This is a genomic window from Ruegeria sp. AA3 (assembly GCF_056542905.1).
In genome coordinates, this window is the sequence record NZ_JBQGAQ010000001.1 from 541808 (window position 1) to 558038 (window position 16231).

General features: G+C 53.7%; 16 protein-coding genes. 6 read left to right on the forward strand and 10 right to left on the reverse strand.

All coding sequences use genetic code 11. From position 1 onward, the window contains the following. Nucleotides 1-11 precede the first annotated feature (11 nt). Genes ACR0JR_RS02720 through iscR form a run of 4 tightly spaced genes read right to left on the reverse strand, consistent with a single transcriptional unit; the run spans nucleotide 12 to nucleotide 3310 of the window. Nucleotides 12-215, reverse strand: a complete 204-nt coding sequence (locus ACR0JR_RS02720) for a hypothetical protein (protein WP_010440204.1) — start codon at nucleotides 213-215, stop codon at nucleotides 12-14. Then, complete coding sequence (gene sufB / locus ACR0JR_RS02725) at nucleotides 215-1735, reverse strand: Fe-S cluster assembly protein SufB (RefSeq protein ID WP_480454915.1); 1521 nt, start codon at nucleotides 1733-1735, stop codon at nucleotides 215-217. The genes ACR0JR_RS02720 and sufB overlap by 1 nt, the downstream gene beginning before the upstream one ends. A gap of 18 nt (nucleotides 1736-1753) precedes the next feature. Then, nucleotides 1754-2797, reverse strand: coding sequence for a cysteine desulfurase family protein (locus tag ACR0JR_RS02730; RefSeq protein WP_010440206.1), 1044 nt, complete (start codon nucleotides 2795-2797; stop codon nucleotides 1754-1756). Nucleotides 2798-2851: 54 nt separating this feature from the next. Next, nucleotides 2852-3310, reverse strand: a complete 459-nt coding sequence (gene iscR / locus ACR0JR_RS02735; RefSeq protein WP_010440207.1) for a Fe-S cluster assembly transcriptional regulator IscR — start codon at nucleotides 3308-3310, stop codon at nucleotides 2852-2854. A 176-nt stretch (nucleotides 3311-3486) separates the two neighbouring features. On the opposite strand from iscR, the gene ACR0JR_RS02740 reads away from it, so the two are divergent. Both ACR0JR_RS02740 and ACR0JR_RS02745 read left to right on the forward strand, forming a co-directional pair. Then, a complete protein-coding gene (locus ACR0JR_RS02740) occupies nucleotides 3487-4140 on the forward strand; it encodes an alpha/beta hydrolase (protein ID WP_010440208.1) in 654 nt (217 codons plus the stop codon). After that, nucleotides 4140-4385 carry a hypothetical protein gene (locus ACR0JR_RS02745; protein ID WP_010440209.1) on the forward strand — a complete coding sequence of 82 codons (246 nt, stop codon included), beginning with the start codon at nucleotides 4140-4142 and terminating at the stop codon, nucleotides 4383-4385. Before ACR0JR_RS02740 ends, ACR0JR_RS02745 begins: the two co-directional genes overlap by 1 nt. A gap of 77 nt (nucleotides 4386-4462) precedes the next feature. Here ACR0JR_RS02745 and ACR0JR_RS02750 read toward each other — a convergent pair whose 3' ends face one another. Beyond that, nucleotides 4463-4594 carry a hypothetical protein gene (locus ACR0JR_RS02750; protein WP_260026172.1) on the reverse strand — a complete coding sequence of 44 codons (132 nt, stop codon included), beginning with the start codon at nucleotides 4592-4594 and terminating at the stop codon, nucleotides 4463-4465. Nucleotides 4595-4739: 145 nt separating this feature from the next. Between ACR0JR_RS02750 and ACR0JR_RS02755 the strand changes: the two genes are divergently transcribed. The 3 genes from ACR0JR_RS02755 to ACR0JR_RS02765 all read left to right on the forward strand — a co-directional run bounded on the left by ACR0JR_RS02755 (nucleotide 4740) and on the right by ACR0JR_RS02765 (nucleotide 7863). Continuing rightward, nucleotides 4740-5114, forward strand: coding sequence for a DMT family transporter (locus ACR0JR_RS02755; RefSeq protein WP_010440210.1), 375 nt, complete (start codon nucleotides 4740-4742; stop codon nucleotides 5112-5114). Between the two features lie 77 nt (nucleotides 5115-5191). Next, entirely contained in the window at nucleotides 5192-7009 is a 1818-nt protein-coding gene (gene typA / locus ACR0JR_RS02760; RefSeq protein ID WP_010440211.1) for a translational GTPase TypA, read from the forward strand. 275 nt (nucleotides 7010-7284) lie between these two features. Next, a complete protein-coding gene (locus ACR0JR_RS02765; RefSeq protein ID WP_480454917.1) occupies nucleotides 7285-7863 on the forward strand; it encodes a hypothetical protein in 579 nt (192 codons plus the stop codon). A gap of 54 nt (nucleotides 7864-7917) precedes the next feature. Here ACR0JR_RS02765 and ACR0JR_RS02770 read toward each other — a convergent pair whose 3' ends face one another. From ACR0JR_RS02770 to recA, 4 genes are all read right to left on the reverse strand, one after another. After that, complete coding sequence (locus tag ACR0JR_RS02770; RefSeq protein WP_480454919.1) at nucleotides 7918-8538, reverse strand: transglutaminase-like cysteine peptidase; 621 nt, start codon at nucleotides 8536-8538, stop codon at nucleotides 7918-7920. A 351-nt stretch (nucleotides 8539-8889) separates the two neighbouring features. Further along, nucleotides 8890-9177, reverse strand: a complete 288-nt coding sequence (locus ACR0JR_RS02775) for a DUF1330 domain-containing protein (protein WP_480454920.1) — start codon at nucleotides 9175-9177, stop codon at nucleotides 8890-8892. Between the two features lies 1 nt (nucleotide 9178). Then, on the reverse strand, nucleotides 9179-11848 hold the full coding sequence (alaS, locus tag ACR0JR_RS02780) for an alanine--tRNA ligase (RefSeq protein WP_480454921.1): 2670 nt from the start codon (nucleotides 11846-11848) through the stop codon (nucleotides 9179-9181). Between the two features lie 179 nt (nucleotides 11849-12027). Next, a complete protein-coding gene (recA, locus tag ACR0JR_RS02785) occupies nucleotides 12028-13092 on the reverse strand; it encodes a recombinase RecA (RefSeq protein WP_010440218.1) in 1065 nt (354 codons plus the stop codon). Between the two features lie 190 nt (nucleotides 13093-13282). Here recA and ACR0JR_RS02790 point away from each other — a divergent pair, with 190 nt between their 5' ends. Beyond that, nucleotides 13283-13876 (forward strand): gamma-glutamyl kinase, encoded by a 594-nt coding sequence (locus ACR0JR_RS02790; RefSeq protein ID WP_480454922.1) that lies wholly within the window; start codon nucleotides 13283-13285, stop codon nucleotides 13874-13876. A 5-nt stretch (nucleotides 13877-13881) separates the two neighbouring features. Here the strand turns inward: ACR0JR_RS02790 and ACR0JR_RS02795 are convergent, their stop codons facing one another. After that, complete coding sequence (locus ACR0JR_RS02795) at nucleotides 13882-16188, reverse strand: two-component system sensor histidine kinase NtrB (RefSeq protein ID WP_480454923.1); 2307 nt, start codon at nucleotides 16186-16188, stop codon at nucleotides 13882-13884. Nucleotides 16189-16231: the final 43 nt, after the last annotated feature.

A 16231-nucleotide genomic window follows, 5' to 3' on the forward strand; every position in this document is an offset into this window, starting at 1 on the left:
CAGATAATTGTCTATCCCAGCACCTTGCGGATCACCCGAGCGATGATCCAACCCAGCAGCGCGCCTCCGCCCACTGCCCAGACCGGGTTGATGAAGTCCATGTATTTCGTGTTGACGTAAGCCACCCCCAACAGGCCGCCGATCACCGGCAGCGCGTAGCCAAGCGCTGTCAGCACATCATCCTTGCGGATACGTTGTTGAGGTTTTGGCGTCATCAGCCGACCGATCCCTCTAGGCTGATCGCAACCAATTGCTGAGCCTCCATCGCGAATTCCATCGGCAGCGCCTGCAGCACGTCCTTGCAGAACCCGTTGACAACAAGCGCCACGGCCTCTTCCTCGTCCATGCCGCGCTGACGGCAATAGAACAACTGATCCTCGTCGACCTTCGAAGTCGTCGCCTCATGCTCGACACGGGACGAGTTGTTTTTGACCTCTATATAAGGAACCGTGTGCGCCCCGCACTTGTCACCAATCAGCAGACTGTCGCATTGGGTATAATTGCGGCTGTCCTTGGCCTTAGGGTGCATCGAGACCAGTCCGCGATAGGTGTTCTGCGCTTTACCAGCACTGATACCTTTCGACACGATCCGTGACTTCGTATTCTTGCCCAGATGAACCATCTTGGTACCGGTATCGGCCTGCTGCATGTTGTTCGTGATCGCGATCGAGTAGAACTCACCCTGGCTGTCATCGCCACGCAGGATGCAGGACGGATACTTCCAAGTCACAGCCGAGCCGGTTTCAACCTGCGTCCACATCACCTTGGAGCGATCCCCACGGCAATCGGCGCGCTTGGTCACGAAGTTGTAGATACCACCTTTTCCGTTCTCATCACCGGGGAACCAGTTTTGAACGGTCGAATACTTCACCTCAGCATCTTCTTCGATGATGATTTCCACCACGGCCGCGTGCAGCTGTGCAGTGTCGCGCTGTGGTGCAGTACAACCTTCCAAGTAACTGACATAACTGCCCTTGTCGGCAATGATCAGCGTCCGTTCGAACTGTCCCGTATTTTCCGCGTTGATGCGGAAATAGGTGCTCAATTCCATTGGACAGCGGACACCCGGTGGCACATAGACAAACGAACCATCCGAAAACACAGCGGAGTTCAGAGTGGCATAGAAATTGTCGGATACCGGAACCACGGTTCCGAGATATTTCTTCACCAGTTCCGGATGTTCTCGTATCGCCTCGGAAATCGAGCAGAAGATAACACCCGCTTTTTTCAGCTCTTCCTGGAAAGTCGTACCAACCGAAACCGAGTCAAACACCGCATCGACGGCGACCTTGCGCCCCTCGGCTGGCGCATCTTCGGCACCTTCAACTCCGGCAAGAATCATCTGTTCTTTCAGAGGGATACCCAGTTTCTCGTATGTCGCAAGCAGCTTGGGGTCGACCTCATCCAAGGATTTGGGCTTCTCTTCCATCGATTTCGGACGGGCATAATAATACTGGTCCTGAAAATCGATTTCGGGATAACTGACCATGGCCCAGTTCGGTTCTTCCATCTTGGTCCAGCGTTCGAACGCAGCGAGACGCCACTCGGTCATCCACTCGGGCTCATCATTCTTGCCTGAAATCAGTTTGACGATATCGGGGTTTACCCCCTTCGGGGCGTACTCCATCTCGATTTCAGTTTCCCAGCCGTATTTGTAGGTTCCAACCTCGCGTACCGCATCCACGGTTTCCTGATCGACACCTTCTTTTACCTGGGTCTGGTCCAAAGCGGCCATAAGACACCCTCCGTCAGATCACGCGGCGCGCGCGCGATGCTTTTTCTCTTTCTCAAGCCACGTTTCCGCAAAACGCAGCACATTCTCTTCCGTCGTCTCGGGACCAAGCGAAACGCGTATCGCACTGGCCGCCGCGTGTTCATCAAATCCCATGGCCGTCAGCACAGCACTGGCGCGCACTTTGCCACTGGAGCAGGCTGAGCCTGCACTGATCGCAAATCCTGACAAATCCATCTGCATGACCTGGGTTTCTCCCTTCCAGCCCGGAGTGGCAAAGCACAACGTGTTGGGGAGTCGCTCCTGATCTTTCCCGACAAAAATAGTAGATTTCGATCCGGCCTCAAGAGCGTTTTCTAGAATATTTCTAAGTTCACGAACTTTTTCCCAGACACCATTTGCAAGATCGCGGGATGCAGCTTCAGCAGCAGCGCCGAAGCCCGCGATTCCGATAACATTCTCAGTGCCCGAGCGACGACCCATCTCCTGCCCGCCACCTTTGATTTGCGCGGCCAAATCCGTGCCGCGTTTCATCACCAACGCACCGATCCCTTTGGGACCGCCCAGTTTGTGTGCTGAAATCAACGCCATTTCCGCGCCCAACCAGTTGAACGCAACTGGTAGCTTTCCAAACGCCTGAGTGGCGTCAGTTACGGCCAGATCAGACGGGAGAGTTTGAATGATGCCCGTCTCGGAGTTTGCAAGTTGCAATGCCGTAAAGGCGGGATCTGAAACCGTAACTTGCCCGTCTTTCGACACTGGTAACACTTCATTGGCCCACGCACGTACCGCATCATGCTCGATCGCGGCCCCCTGCAGACCACGTCCTGACATCGCCAACGCCGCCGCTTCGGTGGCGCCCGAGGTAAAGACGATGTCTGCGCCATCCGCCCCAAATGCGATGGCAATCTGTGCGCGTGCTCTCTCGACCACTGCCTTTGCGGCACGGCCCTCGGCGTGAACGGATGACGGATTGCCGGCCAGATCCATCGCGGCAATCATTGCAGCGCGGGCTTCGGGCCTTAATGGAGCCGTCGCATTATGATCGAGATAAACCCGTTTCATAGATACATCTTTTCCAACATGGATTCCTGTGGAACGAAAATCTGTTTCATCAGCTCAGTCGTCCACGACCGCAAACAAGTTTGGAACTGCCGGGCACGGTGCCAGATCATTTCGGATCACATCCGACAACCGCGTTTGATGCAGGAACACATACACATGTGCGCTCAAGCTTTCCCACAAACGATTGGTCAGGGATTGCGCCCGACTGCCGGACGAAGCACCCGATGCCCCCGCCCCTTTGTGCATCGCATCGACGGTTTCATCTACCGCAGCCAAAATCTCAACCACTCGAATTTCGGATGCAGGGCGCGCAAGACGATAACCTCCACCCGGACCCCGAACCGAGCTGACCAACTCAGCGCGACGCAGTTTTACAAAAAGCTGTTCCAGATAAGGAAGCGAAATATCCTGGCGCTCGGAAATCTCACCAAGTGTAACAAGCTTGTCAGAGGATTGCAGAGCAATATCCGCCAGAGCAACCATCGCATAGCGTCCTTTGGTCGACAGCTTCATTTGAATTCCTTAAGGCAACAACCGCGAAAACATTGACGCCGCCGCAGCCAGTGCGTATCTCCCACTGACAGCGTTTTCACGCGACACAATGTAATTAGAACCGTTCTAAGGTGCCTGACGATTACCGTCAAGATAATCTCGGGGCCGAGGCGTCAAAAAACAGGACTAAAGCACACATGCCCGAGGTGATTTTTCCAGGACCCGAAGGCCGCCTGGAAGGCCGCTACCACCCGCAAAAGGAAAAAGACGCACCGATCGCAATCGTGCTGCATCCGCACCCTCAATTTGGCGGGACCATGAATAACAAGGTGGTCTACAACCTGCACTATGCCTTCTACAACATGGGCTTCACGGTTCTGCGCTTTAACTTCCGTGGCGTAGGCCGCAGCCAAGGCGAATATGATCAGGGTGTTGGCGAGCTTAGCGATGCCGCGTCGGCGCTGGATTATCTTCAGTCCATGAACAACAACTCCAAGCATTGCTGGGTTGCAGGATTCTCATTCGGCGCCTGGATCGGAATGCAACTGCTGATGCGTCGTCCCGAGATCACCGGCTTTATTAGCGTGTCACCCCCGGCGAACATGTATGATTTTTCTTTCCTGGCCCCCTGCCCGTCTTCCGGCCTGATCATCAACGGGTCGTCAGACCGCGTTGCACCCCCTGCGGATACCACTTCGCTGGTTAGCAAATTGCACGAGCAAAAAGGGATCACAATCACGCATCACGAGGTTGAAGGCGCGGATCACTTCTTCCAGGATCGCCACATGGACACACTGATGACCGACGTGACGGATTATGTGAAGCGTCGCCTGACCGAGAATACGCGCTGATGTCTGATACCATCACCACCCTTGCCTCGAGATTGGCAGAGGATACGATGAAGGTCATGGACGAAACCGGTGAGGATCGGTTTTATGTGGAGGTCGGCGAGCTTTTGGGCGCGTCATCTCAGACGCTGGAAGAAGCGTTTTTGACCGAAGTTCGGGTACGGCTCGCAGAACGCAAGGCCCGTAAGTTTGTGGTCAAGAAATTGTCCGATCATCGCTCAAAACTCAAAGCGATCGAGAAGCAGTAAGAATTGAATGCAATCTTGTTGCGAACAAAAGAAAAGGAGCCCGAAAGCTCCTTTTCGTCAGATCGTTCGGTGGGCGCCTAAACTGGAATACCCTTTAACCGCTCAACATTCTGGGCTGCATCAATGTCGACGGACCCCCCGTCTGCAAGCCACCCTAGCGCTACGATCAACACCGAAACGATAATGACTGATTTTGCAAATGTCGTCATTCAATCAAACTCGTTAAAAACTAACTAAAACTCCCAACCCACTATCATGCCTCAGGAATATCGAATAGTCAGGTTTACCTGACCTTTGGTAAAGTCACTCTTTATTCTGCGCCGTCAGAATCCTCTTGCCCGGCAATAGCCAACTATGGTCAACCTTCCGCGACACTTCGGAAAGGCATCAATCTTGCCCAAAACATATTTCATTCTGCTGCTGGCGGTCATTGCGGAAACCATCGGGACCACTGCACTGCAAGCCAGCCATCAGTTCACCCGCTTTTGGCCCTCTGCCCTAGTGGTCGTTGGCTATGGCAGCGCATTCTATCTTATGGCGCTCACTCTGAAAGTGATGCCTGTCGGGATTGTCTATGCAATCTGGTCGGGACTTGGGATTTTCCTAATAGCACTGATTGGTTTTCTGGTATTTGGTCAGAAACTCGACTGGCCGGCGATCCTGGGGCTTGTTCTGATACTGTCTGGAATTCTGATCATTCACCTATTTTCTTCGACCGCGGGTCACTGAACGCCGGTTAGGGCTGGTATATTTTGTCGCGCCGCGTTATGCGCCGGGCCAACTTCCCGTTCAAAGGTTGACCTCTCATGGACCTGCGCAATATCGCAATCATCGCTCACGTGGACCACGGTAAAACGACCCTGGTGGATGAGCTTCTTAAACAATCCGGCGCTTTCCGCGAGAATCAGGCCGTTGCCGAGCGCGCAATGGACAGCAATGATCTGGAACGGGAACGTGGCATCACCATTCTGGCCAAGGCGACTTCGGTCGAATGGAAAGACACTCGTATCAATATCGTCGACACCCCCGGCCACGCCGATTTCGGAGGCGAGGTTGAACGCATCCTCAGCATGGTGGACGGTGTTGTTCTTCTGGTCGACGCCGCCGAAGGTCCCATGCCACAAACCAAGTTCGTGACCTCCAAGGCGCTGGCATTGGGACTGCGTCCCATTGTTGTATTGAATAAGGTCGACAAACCGGATGCCGAACCAGATCGCGCGCTGGACGAGTGTTTTGACCTGTTCGCCAACCTTGGTGCTGACGACGATCAGCTTGATTTTCCCGCCATGTATGCCTCGGGCCGTTCAGGTTGGGCAGATATGGAACTGGACGGACCGCGCAAGGATCTGACTGCCCTTTTCGATCTGATCGTCGATCACGTCCCCGCCCCCAAGCAAATTGAGAAAAAAGACGAGCCGTTCCGAATGCTTGCCACCACGCTTGGCAGTGATCCTTTCATCGGCCGCATCCTGACCGGTCGTGTCGAGAGCGGAACGTTGAAAGCGGGTGACAGCCTCAAGGCGCTCAGCCGTGACGGAACATTGATCGAGAATTTCCGCGCGACAAAGATTCTCGCGTTCCGTGGTCTCGCACAACAGCCTATCGATTTGGCCGAAGCCGGGGACATCGTCACCATAGCGGGAATGAGCAAGGCCACGGTTGCGGATTCTTTAGTTTCTCCGCAAGTAAACGAGGCTTTGCCCGCTCAGCCGATCGATCCACCAACGATCACCGTCACCTTCGGCATCAATGATTCCCCGCTTGCTGGCCGAGACGGTAAAAAGGTTCAGTCCCGCGTCATTCGTGATCGTCTAATGAAGGAGGCTGAATCAAATGTCGCGATCCGCATTAGCGATACACCCGGTGGTGAAGCCTTTGAAGTCGCTGGCCGTGGCGAACTCCAGATGGGCGTCCTGATCGAGAATATGCGCCGTGAAGGGTTCGAACTCAGCATCTCGCGCCCGCAGGTTTTGTTCCGCGACGAAGACGGTCAACGCCTTGAGCCCATCGAAGAAGTCACCATCGATGTCGATGACGAATTCTCGGGCTCAGTGATCGAGAAGATCACTGGAGCACGCAAAGGTGAACTGGTTGAGATGCGCCCCGCAGGAGTTGGCAAAACCCGCATCATCGCCCATGTGCCATCACGTGGTCTAATCGGATATCACGGCGAGTTTCTGACCGACACGCGCGGGACCGGTGTTCTGAACCGCGTTTTCCATGGATGGGCTGCCCACAAGGGATCGATCCCCGGTCGTCGTGCAGGCGTCTTGATTTCAATGGAAAAAGGCCAGGCCGTCGCCTACGCCTTGTGGAACCTAGAGGAACGTGGACGCATGTTCGTGGGGCCGCAAACCGATGTCTATCAAGGCATGGTGATCGGTGAACATTCCCGCGACAACGATCTGGAAGTGAACCCGCTTAAAGGCAAGAAGCTGACCAACGTACGCGCCAGCGGATCGGATGACGCGGTGCGCCTGACGCCTCACATAAAATTCTCTTTGGAAGAGGCGATCGCGTATATCGACGATGACGAACTGGTTGAGGTGACGCCACATGCGATCCGGCTTCGTAAACGCTATCTGGATCCACATGAGCGGAAGAGAATGGCACGATCTGCGTAGGTCCTGCAGTAACTCAGTTCACACATACGCAACAATGGCCCATTCGTGGCAAATTTGCGTCAATATGGAAATAGTCCAGAAATCTAGAGCCCGCCAATTTGGCGGGCTTTCTATTTGTTTTTAAACGCCTTTCCCTGGCGTAAGCCAATATTGACCCTTGTGCACTCATCATTGGCCGCTTGAAAATAAGGCCTAAAAAGGAGATTTTGTGTTCAAAGTGTGGCGCCGCACGAGTATACGGCGAGTTAGTTAATGAGTATCTAAGGAGAAATGCTATGCGCATTAATTCCAAACTATTTTCGATAGTATTTGTTGCTTCTACATTCCCATTGATATCTGCTGGTACTTCGCAGGCATCTGAGATGTGTACTGTAAAGACGGCAAAGCAATCCGTGTCCTCAAACACCCTTTGCGCCTGCGACGTCGTAAGCTCGCGCATGGTGCGCTATATCCAACGGCGCGCCGATTTCGAGAGCATCCTCGAGCAGACGCTGCTCGATTGTCCTGCCTTTGCCTCGGTACTAACTGACTTGCCGACAGCTTCCGTCGGGTTTGCCGAGCAGCGAAATGGCGATGGCAATGATGATGAGAATAGTGGTGGCGGGTTCAATGAGCCACCTTCCGCTCCAGAGCCAGAACCTGAGCCAAAATCTGAGCCAAAACCATCAACTCCTGACCCGACCCCAACAGGAGGCGGAGGACCTGGTTCGGAAACACCTAAAGGTGGCGGTGGTCCGGGTTCAGAAACACCTAAAGGTGGCGGTGGTCCGGGTTCAGAAACACCTAAAGGTGGCGGTGGTCCGGGTTCAGAAACTCCGAAGGAAACACCAACGGATAATGGAGCTAAAACCTAGAGGATAATAGTAGGGATAGGAGATACGAATAGTATTCTTTCTGTATAGTGTTCCCTATCCCTGACCGTAGATACCTACCCAGTTGCGTGGTTGCCTTGGGTCCTGCATCCGCAGAAACAAATACCGCGTGGCGGACCATGGCTTTACCTGGTTCGTCAGGTTATCCAACACCAAATCACCCTGATTTGATCGATATACCAATACGGCGTGAGAGTTTCTGCGCGTATCCAGTACGGTTGCGATCAATAGTTTGCGCGGATCAATTCCTGCATTGATCAGATCACGCTTTTTAAGCAAGGCAAAATCTTCACAATCCCCGCCAAGAGATGTCGGTAGGGCCCACATCTCGCGGGTCTTGTACTGCCTTTGGTCGGTGACCTCTCGCGTCGAAGCATTTACGCGACGGTTGATCTGTTTAACGAGTTTCAGTTCTTGTGCGCTGGAAAGCGATGCGGCTCCCTTTTGAGCACAAGCCCATGTGTATTGACGACATAACTGCCGCGCTCCTGTCGGCGGAGGAGAGGCGGCGACGCTTTGAATGAACGCGGCATCACGGGCCGAGGCTTCTGAGCCGATCATCGTCGAACTTGCGATCAACACGGCCAAACTGATGCGTCCACAGAACTTGGCTGTGTGTTCGCAAACTGTATTCAGGGTAGTGCCTCTGGTCGTCATGCCTGTCCCTCAGATTAGATTTAATCCAGACGATTGGCGCTTCGTGAAGTTCATTGAGTTCGAACAGAAAATATCCGGCGAACTCGGCACTTACGCAATCATTGGATAGTTTGAGGGTGGAAAACGGCGGAAAATCGTCAATTTCCATGACCATTTCTGCACAAGATCATGGCAGTCGCCGCCACATTCGTATTCTCGCTGTGGTGGGATTGTTAGAATTCCCAGATTATAATATTGTTATTATTGTATTTTTTTCAATTCGAAGGACGCGCGCCCCTGCACCCCAAGACCACACGTGAAACTTGGCGAGCGGAACTTTAGTTCCGCTCGCCCAAAGAATCAGGGTGATTCTCACTCAGTGGTTTCGACTACAACCAGCTCACGTTCGCTGGCGCCTCGGGCATGATCCAGTGCTTGTTGGTAAGCGGTCGAATTATAGCACTCAACAGCAGCTTCAACCGAGGGGAAGCGGGCGACCACATTACGCGGACGTTCCTTGCCTTCCAACTGCACGTACCGCGCGGCACGGGCTATGAACTCACCGCCATGGGCGGCGATCGCGGGACCTGCCAGCTCGGCGTATTTTCCGTATGCATCGGCATCGGTCACAGTGACATGAGCAATCCAGAGTGCAGCCATCTTATCCTCCCAAAACCTGTTCTGCGGCTTTTATGGCTGCTTCAACGTTCGAGGCATCTTTGCCTCCGCCTTGTGCCATGTCAGCCCGACCACCACCACCCTTGCCGCCAAGTTCGGCAACGGCAGCGCGAACCAGATCAACGGCCGAAACTTTGTCAGTCAGATCCGGTGTAACACCGGCGGCAACGGCAGCTTTTCCACCTGTATCTGCGATTAACAACACAGCACCTGAACCCAACCGGTTCTTGTGCTCATCGATCAGCGTTGGCAGGTCCTTTCCGGACACGCCGGTCAGTGATTGGGCGAGGAAGGCCATACCATTGACCTCTTTTGCTTCAGAGCCACCCTGCCCTGCGCCACCAGCCATCGCCAGATCACGGCGCAGTTGAGCAACTTCGTTTTGAAGCGATTTACGCTCATCCATCAGCGATTTCACACGCGCAACAACGTCATCAGGCTGTGCTTTCAACTCCAAAGCAATAGCGCCGAGACGCTGATCCTGAGCCGACAGGTGATTGAAAGCTTCATCCCCAGTAAGCGCCTCAATCCTGCGCACACCTGCGCTGCTGGCGCTGTCGCCGAGAAGGACAAACGTACCTATGTCACCTGTCTGGCGCACATGGGTGCCGCCACACAATTCGATCGACCAGGTCTCACCATCCTGCCCTTTGCCGGTAGGTGCCTTACCCATCGACACGACACGGACCTCATCACCGTATTTCTCGCCAAACAGCGCCTGTGCACCCAGCGCACGGGCATCGTCTGGCGTCATGATACGCGTCTCGACAGCCGAGTTCTGGCGAATAAAGGCATTCACCTCACGCTCGACCTTTTGAATCTCTTCCCGCGTCAAAGCCTTTGAGTGGCTGAAATCAAACCGCAATCGGTCGGATGCATTTAATGAGCCGCGCTGAGCCACATGATCACCCAGCGTTTCACGAAGGGCTTCGTGCAACAGGTGCGTCGCTGAATGGTTTGCGCGAATGGCCGTACGTCTTGCGTGATCGACTTCAAGCTCAACAGCATCACCTGTCGAGATCGATCCATGATCAACTGTCACCTTGTGTGCATAGACCTTGCCTTCGGCAAATTTTCTGGTGTCTACAACACGGGAAATGTCATTTCGTTCATCGAGCCTGCGGATTTCACCTGTATCGCCAACCTGACCACCGGCTTCACCATAAAACGGCGTCTGGTTAACCACGACCCAGCCACTGCCGCCTTTCTCAATACTATCGACCAAGGCACCATCGACTACCAGTGCAGCCACCTGACCTTCGGCTTTTTCCGTGTCGTAACCAAGGAAATCGGTAGCACCGGCGGAATCTAACACATCGAACCAGACGACCTGATCAGCTGCTTCGCCAGAACCAGCCCAGGCAGCGCGCGCCTTTGCTTTTTGTTCGGCCATAGCGGCATCAAACCCGTCAGTGTCTACTGTACGTCCTTTCTCGCGCAGCGCATCCTGAGTAAGATCCAGCGGGAAACCGTATGTGTCATAAAGCTTGAATGCCGCATCACCCGGCAGCGGATCACCTTCAGACAAACCAGAGACCTCGTCATCAAGCAGTTTCAAGCCGCGATCCAAGGTTTGTTTGAACCGCGTTTCCTCCAGCAGCAATGTCTCTTCAATCAGAGGCTGCGCCTGACCAAGTTCGGTGTATTGCGCGCCCATCAGTTGAACCAGAGTTGGCACCAAACGGTGCATCACCGGATCTTTCGCGCCCAACAAATGTGCATGGCGCATCGCACGACGCATGATACGACGGAGAACATATCCACGCCCATCATTTGACGGCATCACCCCATCAGCGATCAGGAAAGATGTCGAACGCAGGTGATCCGCAATCACACGGTGATGCACATTCTGATCCCCATAAGGATCAACTCCGGTTGCCTCTGCGGAAGCCTCGATCAGTGTTTTGAACAGATCTGTGTCGTAGTTGTCATGACTGCCCTGAAGCAAGGCACCAATACGTTCCAGTCCCATGCCAGTATCAATCGACTGCATATCGAGCTCGACCATCGAGCCGTCTTCGAACCGCTCGTTTTGCATGAAAACGATGTTCCAGATTTCGATGAACCGGTCGCCATCTTCTTCGGCGGAACCCGGAGGGCCACCCCAGATGTGATCGCCGTGATCATAGAAAATCTCGGTACATGGGCCACATGGCCCGGTTGGACCCATTTGCCAGAAATTGTCATTGGTTGCGATGCGGATGATCCGGTCTTCGGGAACTCCTACCTTCTTCCAAATTTCAAAGGCTTCGTCATCGGTATGGTAAACCGTCGCCAGCAGGCGGTTCTTGTCGATCCCAAATTCTTTGGTGATCAGCTCCCACGCGAATGGGATTGCTTCCGGCTTGAAGTAATCTCCGAACGAGAAATTTCCCAACATTTCAAAGAACGTATGATGGCGCGCGGTATAGCCCACGTTATCCAGATCATTATGCTTGCCACCTGCGCGCACACATTTCTGTGCTGTGGTCGCGCGATGATAATCACGGGTTTCTACGCCGGTAAACAGGTTCTTGAATTGAACCATACCTGAGTTCACGAACATCAACGTCGGATCATTGCGCGGCACCAATGGGCTGGACGCAACCACTTCGTGGCCTTGCTTGGCAAAGTAGTTCAGAAAGGTCGAGCGGATATCATTCAGCGTGGGCATTTGGGCTCTCTCAACGCGCATTCATAATGGTCTGCGAAGGTTTAGCCCTCTGTCCGAGGAGTGTCCACAGCATTGGACGGCCCAAACGAAACAAGGCGGCCCCCTTGAGCCGCCCCGTTCCAGGTATTCTAAGCACTATCGGAGTGCCGGGGGATTTCTGCTGATGCCGTCAGAGTGCATTACGCTTCGAGGATATCATCCTCTTCCGCCTCGGGGGGCATTTCAAAATCCAGACCGTGGGCCGCGCGAATCTTGTCTTCGATCTCCAACGCGGCGCGGGAATTGTCACGCAGATATTGCTTGGCGTTTTCACGCCCCTGCCCGATCCGCTCGTCGCCATAGCTGAACCATGAACCTGACTTTTCAACCACTCCGGCTTTAACGCCCAGGTCTAGCAATTCGCCCATCTTGCTGATGCCTTCGCCATACATGATGTCAAATTCCACCTGCTTGAACGGCGGCGCCACCTTGTTCTTCACAACCTTGACGCGGGTCTGGTTGCCGACCACCTCGTCGCGATCCTTGATCGCGCCGATGCGGCGGATATCCAGACGAACCGAGCTGTAGAACTTCAGTGCGTTGCCACCGGTCGTGGTTTCGGGGCTACCGAACATCACGCCGATCTTCATCCTGATCTGGTTGATGAAGATCACCATGCAGTTCGAGCGATTGATCGAGCCGGTCAGTTTGCGCATTGCCTGGCTCATCAGCCGGGCCTGAACGCCCACGCTGCTATCGCCCATGTCGCCTTCCAACTCGGATTTCGGCGTCAGGGCCGCAACCGAGTCGACCACGACCATGTTCACCGCACCAGAGCGCACCAACGTATCAGTGATCTCAAGCGCCTGTTCACCGGTATCGGGCTGCGAAATCAGCAGTTCATCCAGATCAACACCCAACTTGCGGGCATATTGCGGGTCAAGTGCATGTTCTGCGTCTACAAAAGCGCAAACACCGCCACGTTTTTGCTGTTCAGCAATGCAATGCAGTGTCAGCGTGGTTTTACCCGAACTTTCAGGCCCGTAGATTTCAACAATCCGCCCCATCGGTAGACCACCGATACCCAACGCAATATCCAGGCCCAGTGAGCCGGTCGAGCTTGCCTCGATATCCTGCTTGGAATCCTCGCCCAACTTCATGATCGAGCCCTTGCCGAACTGCCGTTCGATCTGAGCCAATGCGCTGTCGAGCGCCTTTTGCTTGTCTGCGTTTTTCTTGTCGCTCATCGTCAGAAGATCCGCCATTGTCCTGTCACTATCCCTTTTGTCACACCCTTTGACGGGCGGCAATCGCTGCTTTGTTCGCCTCTTGTTCCTTATGGGACCAAAAAGAGAACATTTCAACTAAAACTTATGAAATTCAGTCTTAGGCAATTGTGTTAAAGAGTCGTTTACGACAATCTGCCAATCGAAAGGCGTTGTAGAGAAAAGATAAATGCTTATTTTTTATGAAGAGCGTCTCGCGCTTTTGTCCGTCCCCAAAACCGGCAGCACGGCCTACCAATCTGCTCTGAAAGACCGTGCCGATATCGTTGTCTCAGGTCCAACTGAATTAAAACACGCAAACATGCGCCGCTTTGACCGGTTCTATCAAACCATGTTCAAGAAGCTGTTTGACACTGAAATGGAGGTTATGGCCGTCGTCCGAGAACCCATCGACTGGTTGGGGAGTTGGTATCGATATCGCACGCGGCAAGAATTGAGCAATCATCCACACTCTACTCAGGGTCTTGATTTTGAGGCATTTGTAGTTGCCCATATGCAGAAATCCCCTCCGGCCTGTGCGGATGTCGGACGCCAGAGCGAATTCCTAATGCCCCGCAGCAATGGTGCCGGAGTGAGCCGCGTGTTTAAGTACGAAAACCAAGGCACGATACTCGATTTCCTACGAAATCGCCTGAACTGCGACATACAGCTTCCGCAAGAGAATGTTTCGCCCAAGCTCAAGCTTGAACTCTCGAAAGACACAGACCAGCAATTTCGCAGCTTATTCGCAACGGAATTTGCACTGCATCAATCTGCTGAGTAACGGCGTCAGTTGAGTTGCTGAAACACCGCTTCGGTCAACTGCGTCAATGAAAATGGTTTTGGCAGAAAGGTCGAGTTTTCAATCTCGGGACCGGATTCACCAAATGCGCCTTCCGTATAGCCGGACATAAAGACCACCCGGACCTCGGAGCGCGTTTTCATTGCCTCGCGCACCCAGGTCGGACCATCCATGCCAGGCATCACCACATCTGTGACAAAAACGTCGACCGTGAGATTTGGGTCCTCCACCATATGCAGCGCATCCTCGGCTGATTCCGCCTCAAGCACTGTGTACCCCTTCAGACGCAGCGCACGCGTGGCAAAAGCGCGGACGGGGGCTTCGTCCTCGACTAACAGAACAACACCTTCACCTTGCCGCGGCTTTTGCTCTTCGGGGGCCTCTGGTGTGATCGGTTCAGATGTCTGCGTCGCAGCACTGACAGGAAGAAGAACGGTAAATTCGGTACCCGTACCGGGTACGCTGTCCACGAAAATGAATCCTCCGGTCTGTTTTACAATGCCGTATACCGTCGAAAGACCCAGACCTGTCCCTTCTCCGGTGCGCTTGGTGGTGTAGAAAGGTTCGAATACCTTTTGCAGCTTGTCCGGAGGGATACCTATGCCGCTGTCTATGACCTTGACCATCACATACTCGCCCGGCAGCACTGTCGCCCTGTCGCGCGAATAGGCCCGCTCTAGATTCAGAACTTCGGTTTCGATCCGAATCTCACCTCCGTCGGGCATCGCATCACGCGCGTTTACAACCAGATTCATCAACACCTGCTCAAGCTGTCGTTTGTCGGCACAAACCGGCTTGAGCACGGGATCATGGCTGAGCGTCAAGCGGACCTTCTCGCCCACAAGGCGATTCAAAAGGTGGATCAGATCGGAAATCGTGTCTCGCAAATCCAACACCTCGGGCCTGAGGGTTTGCTTTCGCGAAAATGCAAGCAACTGACTGACCAGAGCGGCAGCGCGGTTGGCATTCTGGTTGATCTGTACAAGGTCACCATAATTCGGATCATTTTGGTCGTGCCGCAGCAACAGAAGATCGCAATGCCCTGATATTGCGGTCAGAAGATTGTTAAAATCATGTGCAACCCCACCTGCCAACTGGCCCACGGCCTGCATTTTTTGCCCCTGAACGAACTGCGCCTCAAGCGTTTTTAACTCGGTTGCGTCATTCAGAACTGCGATCAGATTTACCTGACCGTCACTCACAATACGAGACAGCGTGACCTGAACGAACACTTCTTTGTCTTTACGGGTAAGGCGCAGAAACTCTGACTTTGGAGCAGAAGTCTGTTCAACCGTACGAGCGAGCCAATCACGAATGGAATAGCCAAGCCCGTGCATAACCTCGTCAATTCTGGAATTGCCTAGCCGAACCTCACCCACCAGTTCGATTGCAAGGTGGTTGGCTTCGATGATCTCACCATCGGGCGCCAATCTCATGATCGGAACCGGCAAATCAGCGAACGAAGTTGCCTCGTGTTTTGCACCGCTATCATTGATCGGGGTCAAAATCAGTTCGCGTGCAATTCCGCTTCGGCGTAACTGAGAAACCAGGACAGTTTTATCACCCTCGGGCGTCACTACTCGAATTGCACTGCCAAGCCCGCCGGGATCGCCCAGCACAGCATTCTCTGGTGATAACTCTGCAAACGTGGCGGGCGTGCGGCCAAAAAATTTTGCAGCTGCATCATTGGTGTTTAGAATAACTTCATTCCGACCAATGGTGATGACCGGTAACCCGACATTTCGCCAGGCTTGCTCAGCCTCTAATGCGAAGCGCCAGCAATACCAATCTTGATCCAGTTTCGATACCGTCACCGGTATGGTTTGACCACGTGTGACTACATCCTCCTCAGCTTTTACCCGCGACCGGAGCTGAGTTTGAAGACGCAGCAGAATCGCCGCCGGATTGGCGAATACAGATCGCAAAGCGTCATCCAGTTGTTTCTCTGGTATGGCATCAAGGCCGAGGCTGGCCTGCGAATTGACCAGGACTATTCGGCCATTTTGATCCGTAACGATACAGGCTGCGGTATCTTGTTCCAAAAGCGCTGCAAACACGCCTTTTGTACGCTGCTCAATCTGCTTGGCGATCCAATTGCCTAAGATTGCAAACCCAACAACCGCAAGAAAAGACAGACCAACGGTTGCAACACCTGTGTTCCATTGTTTTGGAAGGACACCCAAGGCAGCAAGCAGGCAGAGAAGAAGGGCAATCAAACCCAAAGACACATGGCGCCCGCGATCAGATACGACCCGATCTGACAAACGGGGAAACGCTTGGGGAACACTGGGCATAAAGCAGCTCTTATTAAGACATATTTGACCAATATCGGCCCGC

Excerpts from the sequence above, each read along its gene's own strand:
- recA (WP_010440218.1), bottom strand. The coding sequence starts at position 13,092 with ATGGCGGATCTTCTGACGATGAGCGACAAGAAAAACGCAGACAAGCAA.
- ACR0JR_RS02790 (WP_480454922.1), top strand. The coding sequence starts at position 13,283 with ATGCTTATTTTTTATGAAGAGCGTCTCGCGCTTTTGTCCGTCCCCAAA.
- ACR0JR_RS02775 (WP_480454920.1), bottom strand. The coding sequence starts at position 9,177 with ATGGCTGCACTCTGGATTGCTCATGTCACTGTGACCGATGCCGATGCA.
- ACR0JR_RS02720 (WP_010440204.1), bottom strand. The coding sequence starts at position 215 with ATGACGCCAAAACCTCAACAACGTATCCGCAAGGATGATGTGCTGACA.
- ACR0JR_RS02730 (WP_010440206.1), bottom strand. The coding sequence starts at position 2,797 with ATGAAACGGGTTTATCTCGATCATAATGCGACGGCTCCATTAAGGCCC.
- ACR0JR_RS02770 (WP_480454919.1), bottom strand. The coding sequence starts at position 8,538 with ATGACGACCAGAGGCACTACCCTGAATACAGTTTGCGAACACACAGCC.
- ACR0JR_RS02750 (WP_260026172.1), bottom strand. The coding sequence starts at position 4,594 with ATGACGACATTTGCAAAATCAGTCATTATCGTTTCGGTGTTGATCGTA.
- ACR0JR_RS02740 (WP_010440208.1), top strand. The coding sequence starts at position 3,487 with ATGCCCGAGGTGATTTTTCCAGGACCCGAAGGCCGCCTGGAAGGCCGC.
- ACR0JR_RS02745 (WP_010440209.1), top strand. The coding sequence starts at position 4,140 with ATGTCTGATACCATCACCACCCTTGCCTCGAGATTGGCAGAGGATACG.
- ACR0JR_RS02765 (WP_480454917.1), top strand. The coding sequence starts at position 7,285 with ATGCGCATTAATTCCAAACTATTTTCGATAGTATTTGTTGCTTCTACA.
- alaS (WP_480454921.1), bottom strand. The coding sequence starts at position 11,848 with ATGCCCACGCTGAATGATATCCGCTCGACCTTTCTGAACTACTTTGCC.
- iscR (WP_010440207.1), bottom strand. The coding sequence starts at position 3,310 with ATGAAGCTGTCGACCAAAGGACGCTATGCGATGGTTGCTCTGGCGGAT.
- ACR0JR_RS02755 (WP_010440210.1), top strand. The coding sequence starts at position 4,740 with ATGGTCAACCTTCCGCGACACTTCGGAAAGGCATCAATCTTGCCCAAA.
- ACR0JR_RS02795 (WP_480454923.1), bottom strand. The coding sequence starts at position 16,188 with ATGCCCAGTGTTCCCCAAGCGTTTCCCCGTTTGTCAGATCGGGTCGTA.
- sufB (WP_480454915.1), bottom strand. The coding sequence starts at position 1,735 with ATGGCCGCTTTGGACCAGACCCAGGTAAAAGAAGGTGTCGATCAGGAA.
- typA (WP_010440211.1), top strand. The coding sequence starts at position 5,192 with ATGGACCTGCGCAATATCGCAATCATCGCTCACGTGGACCACGGTAAA.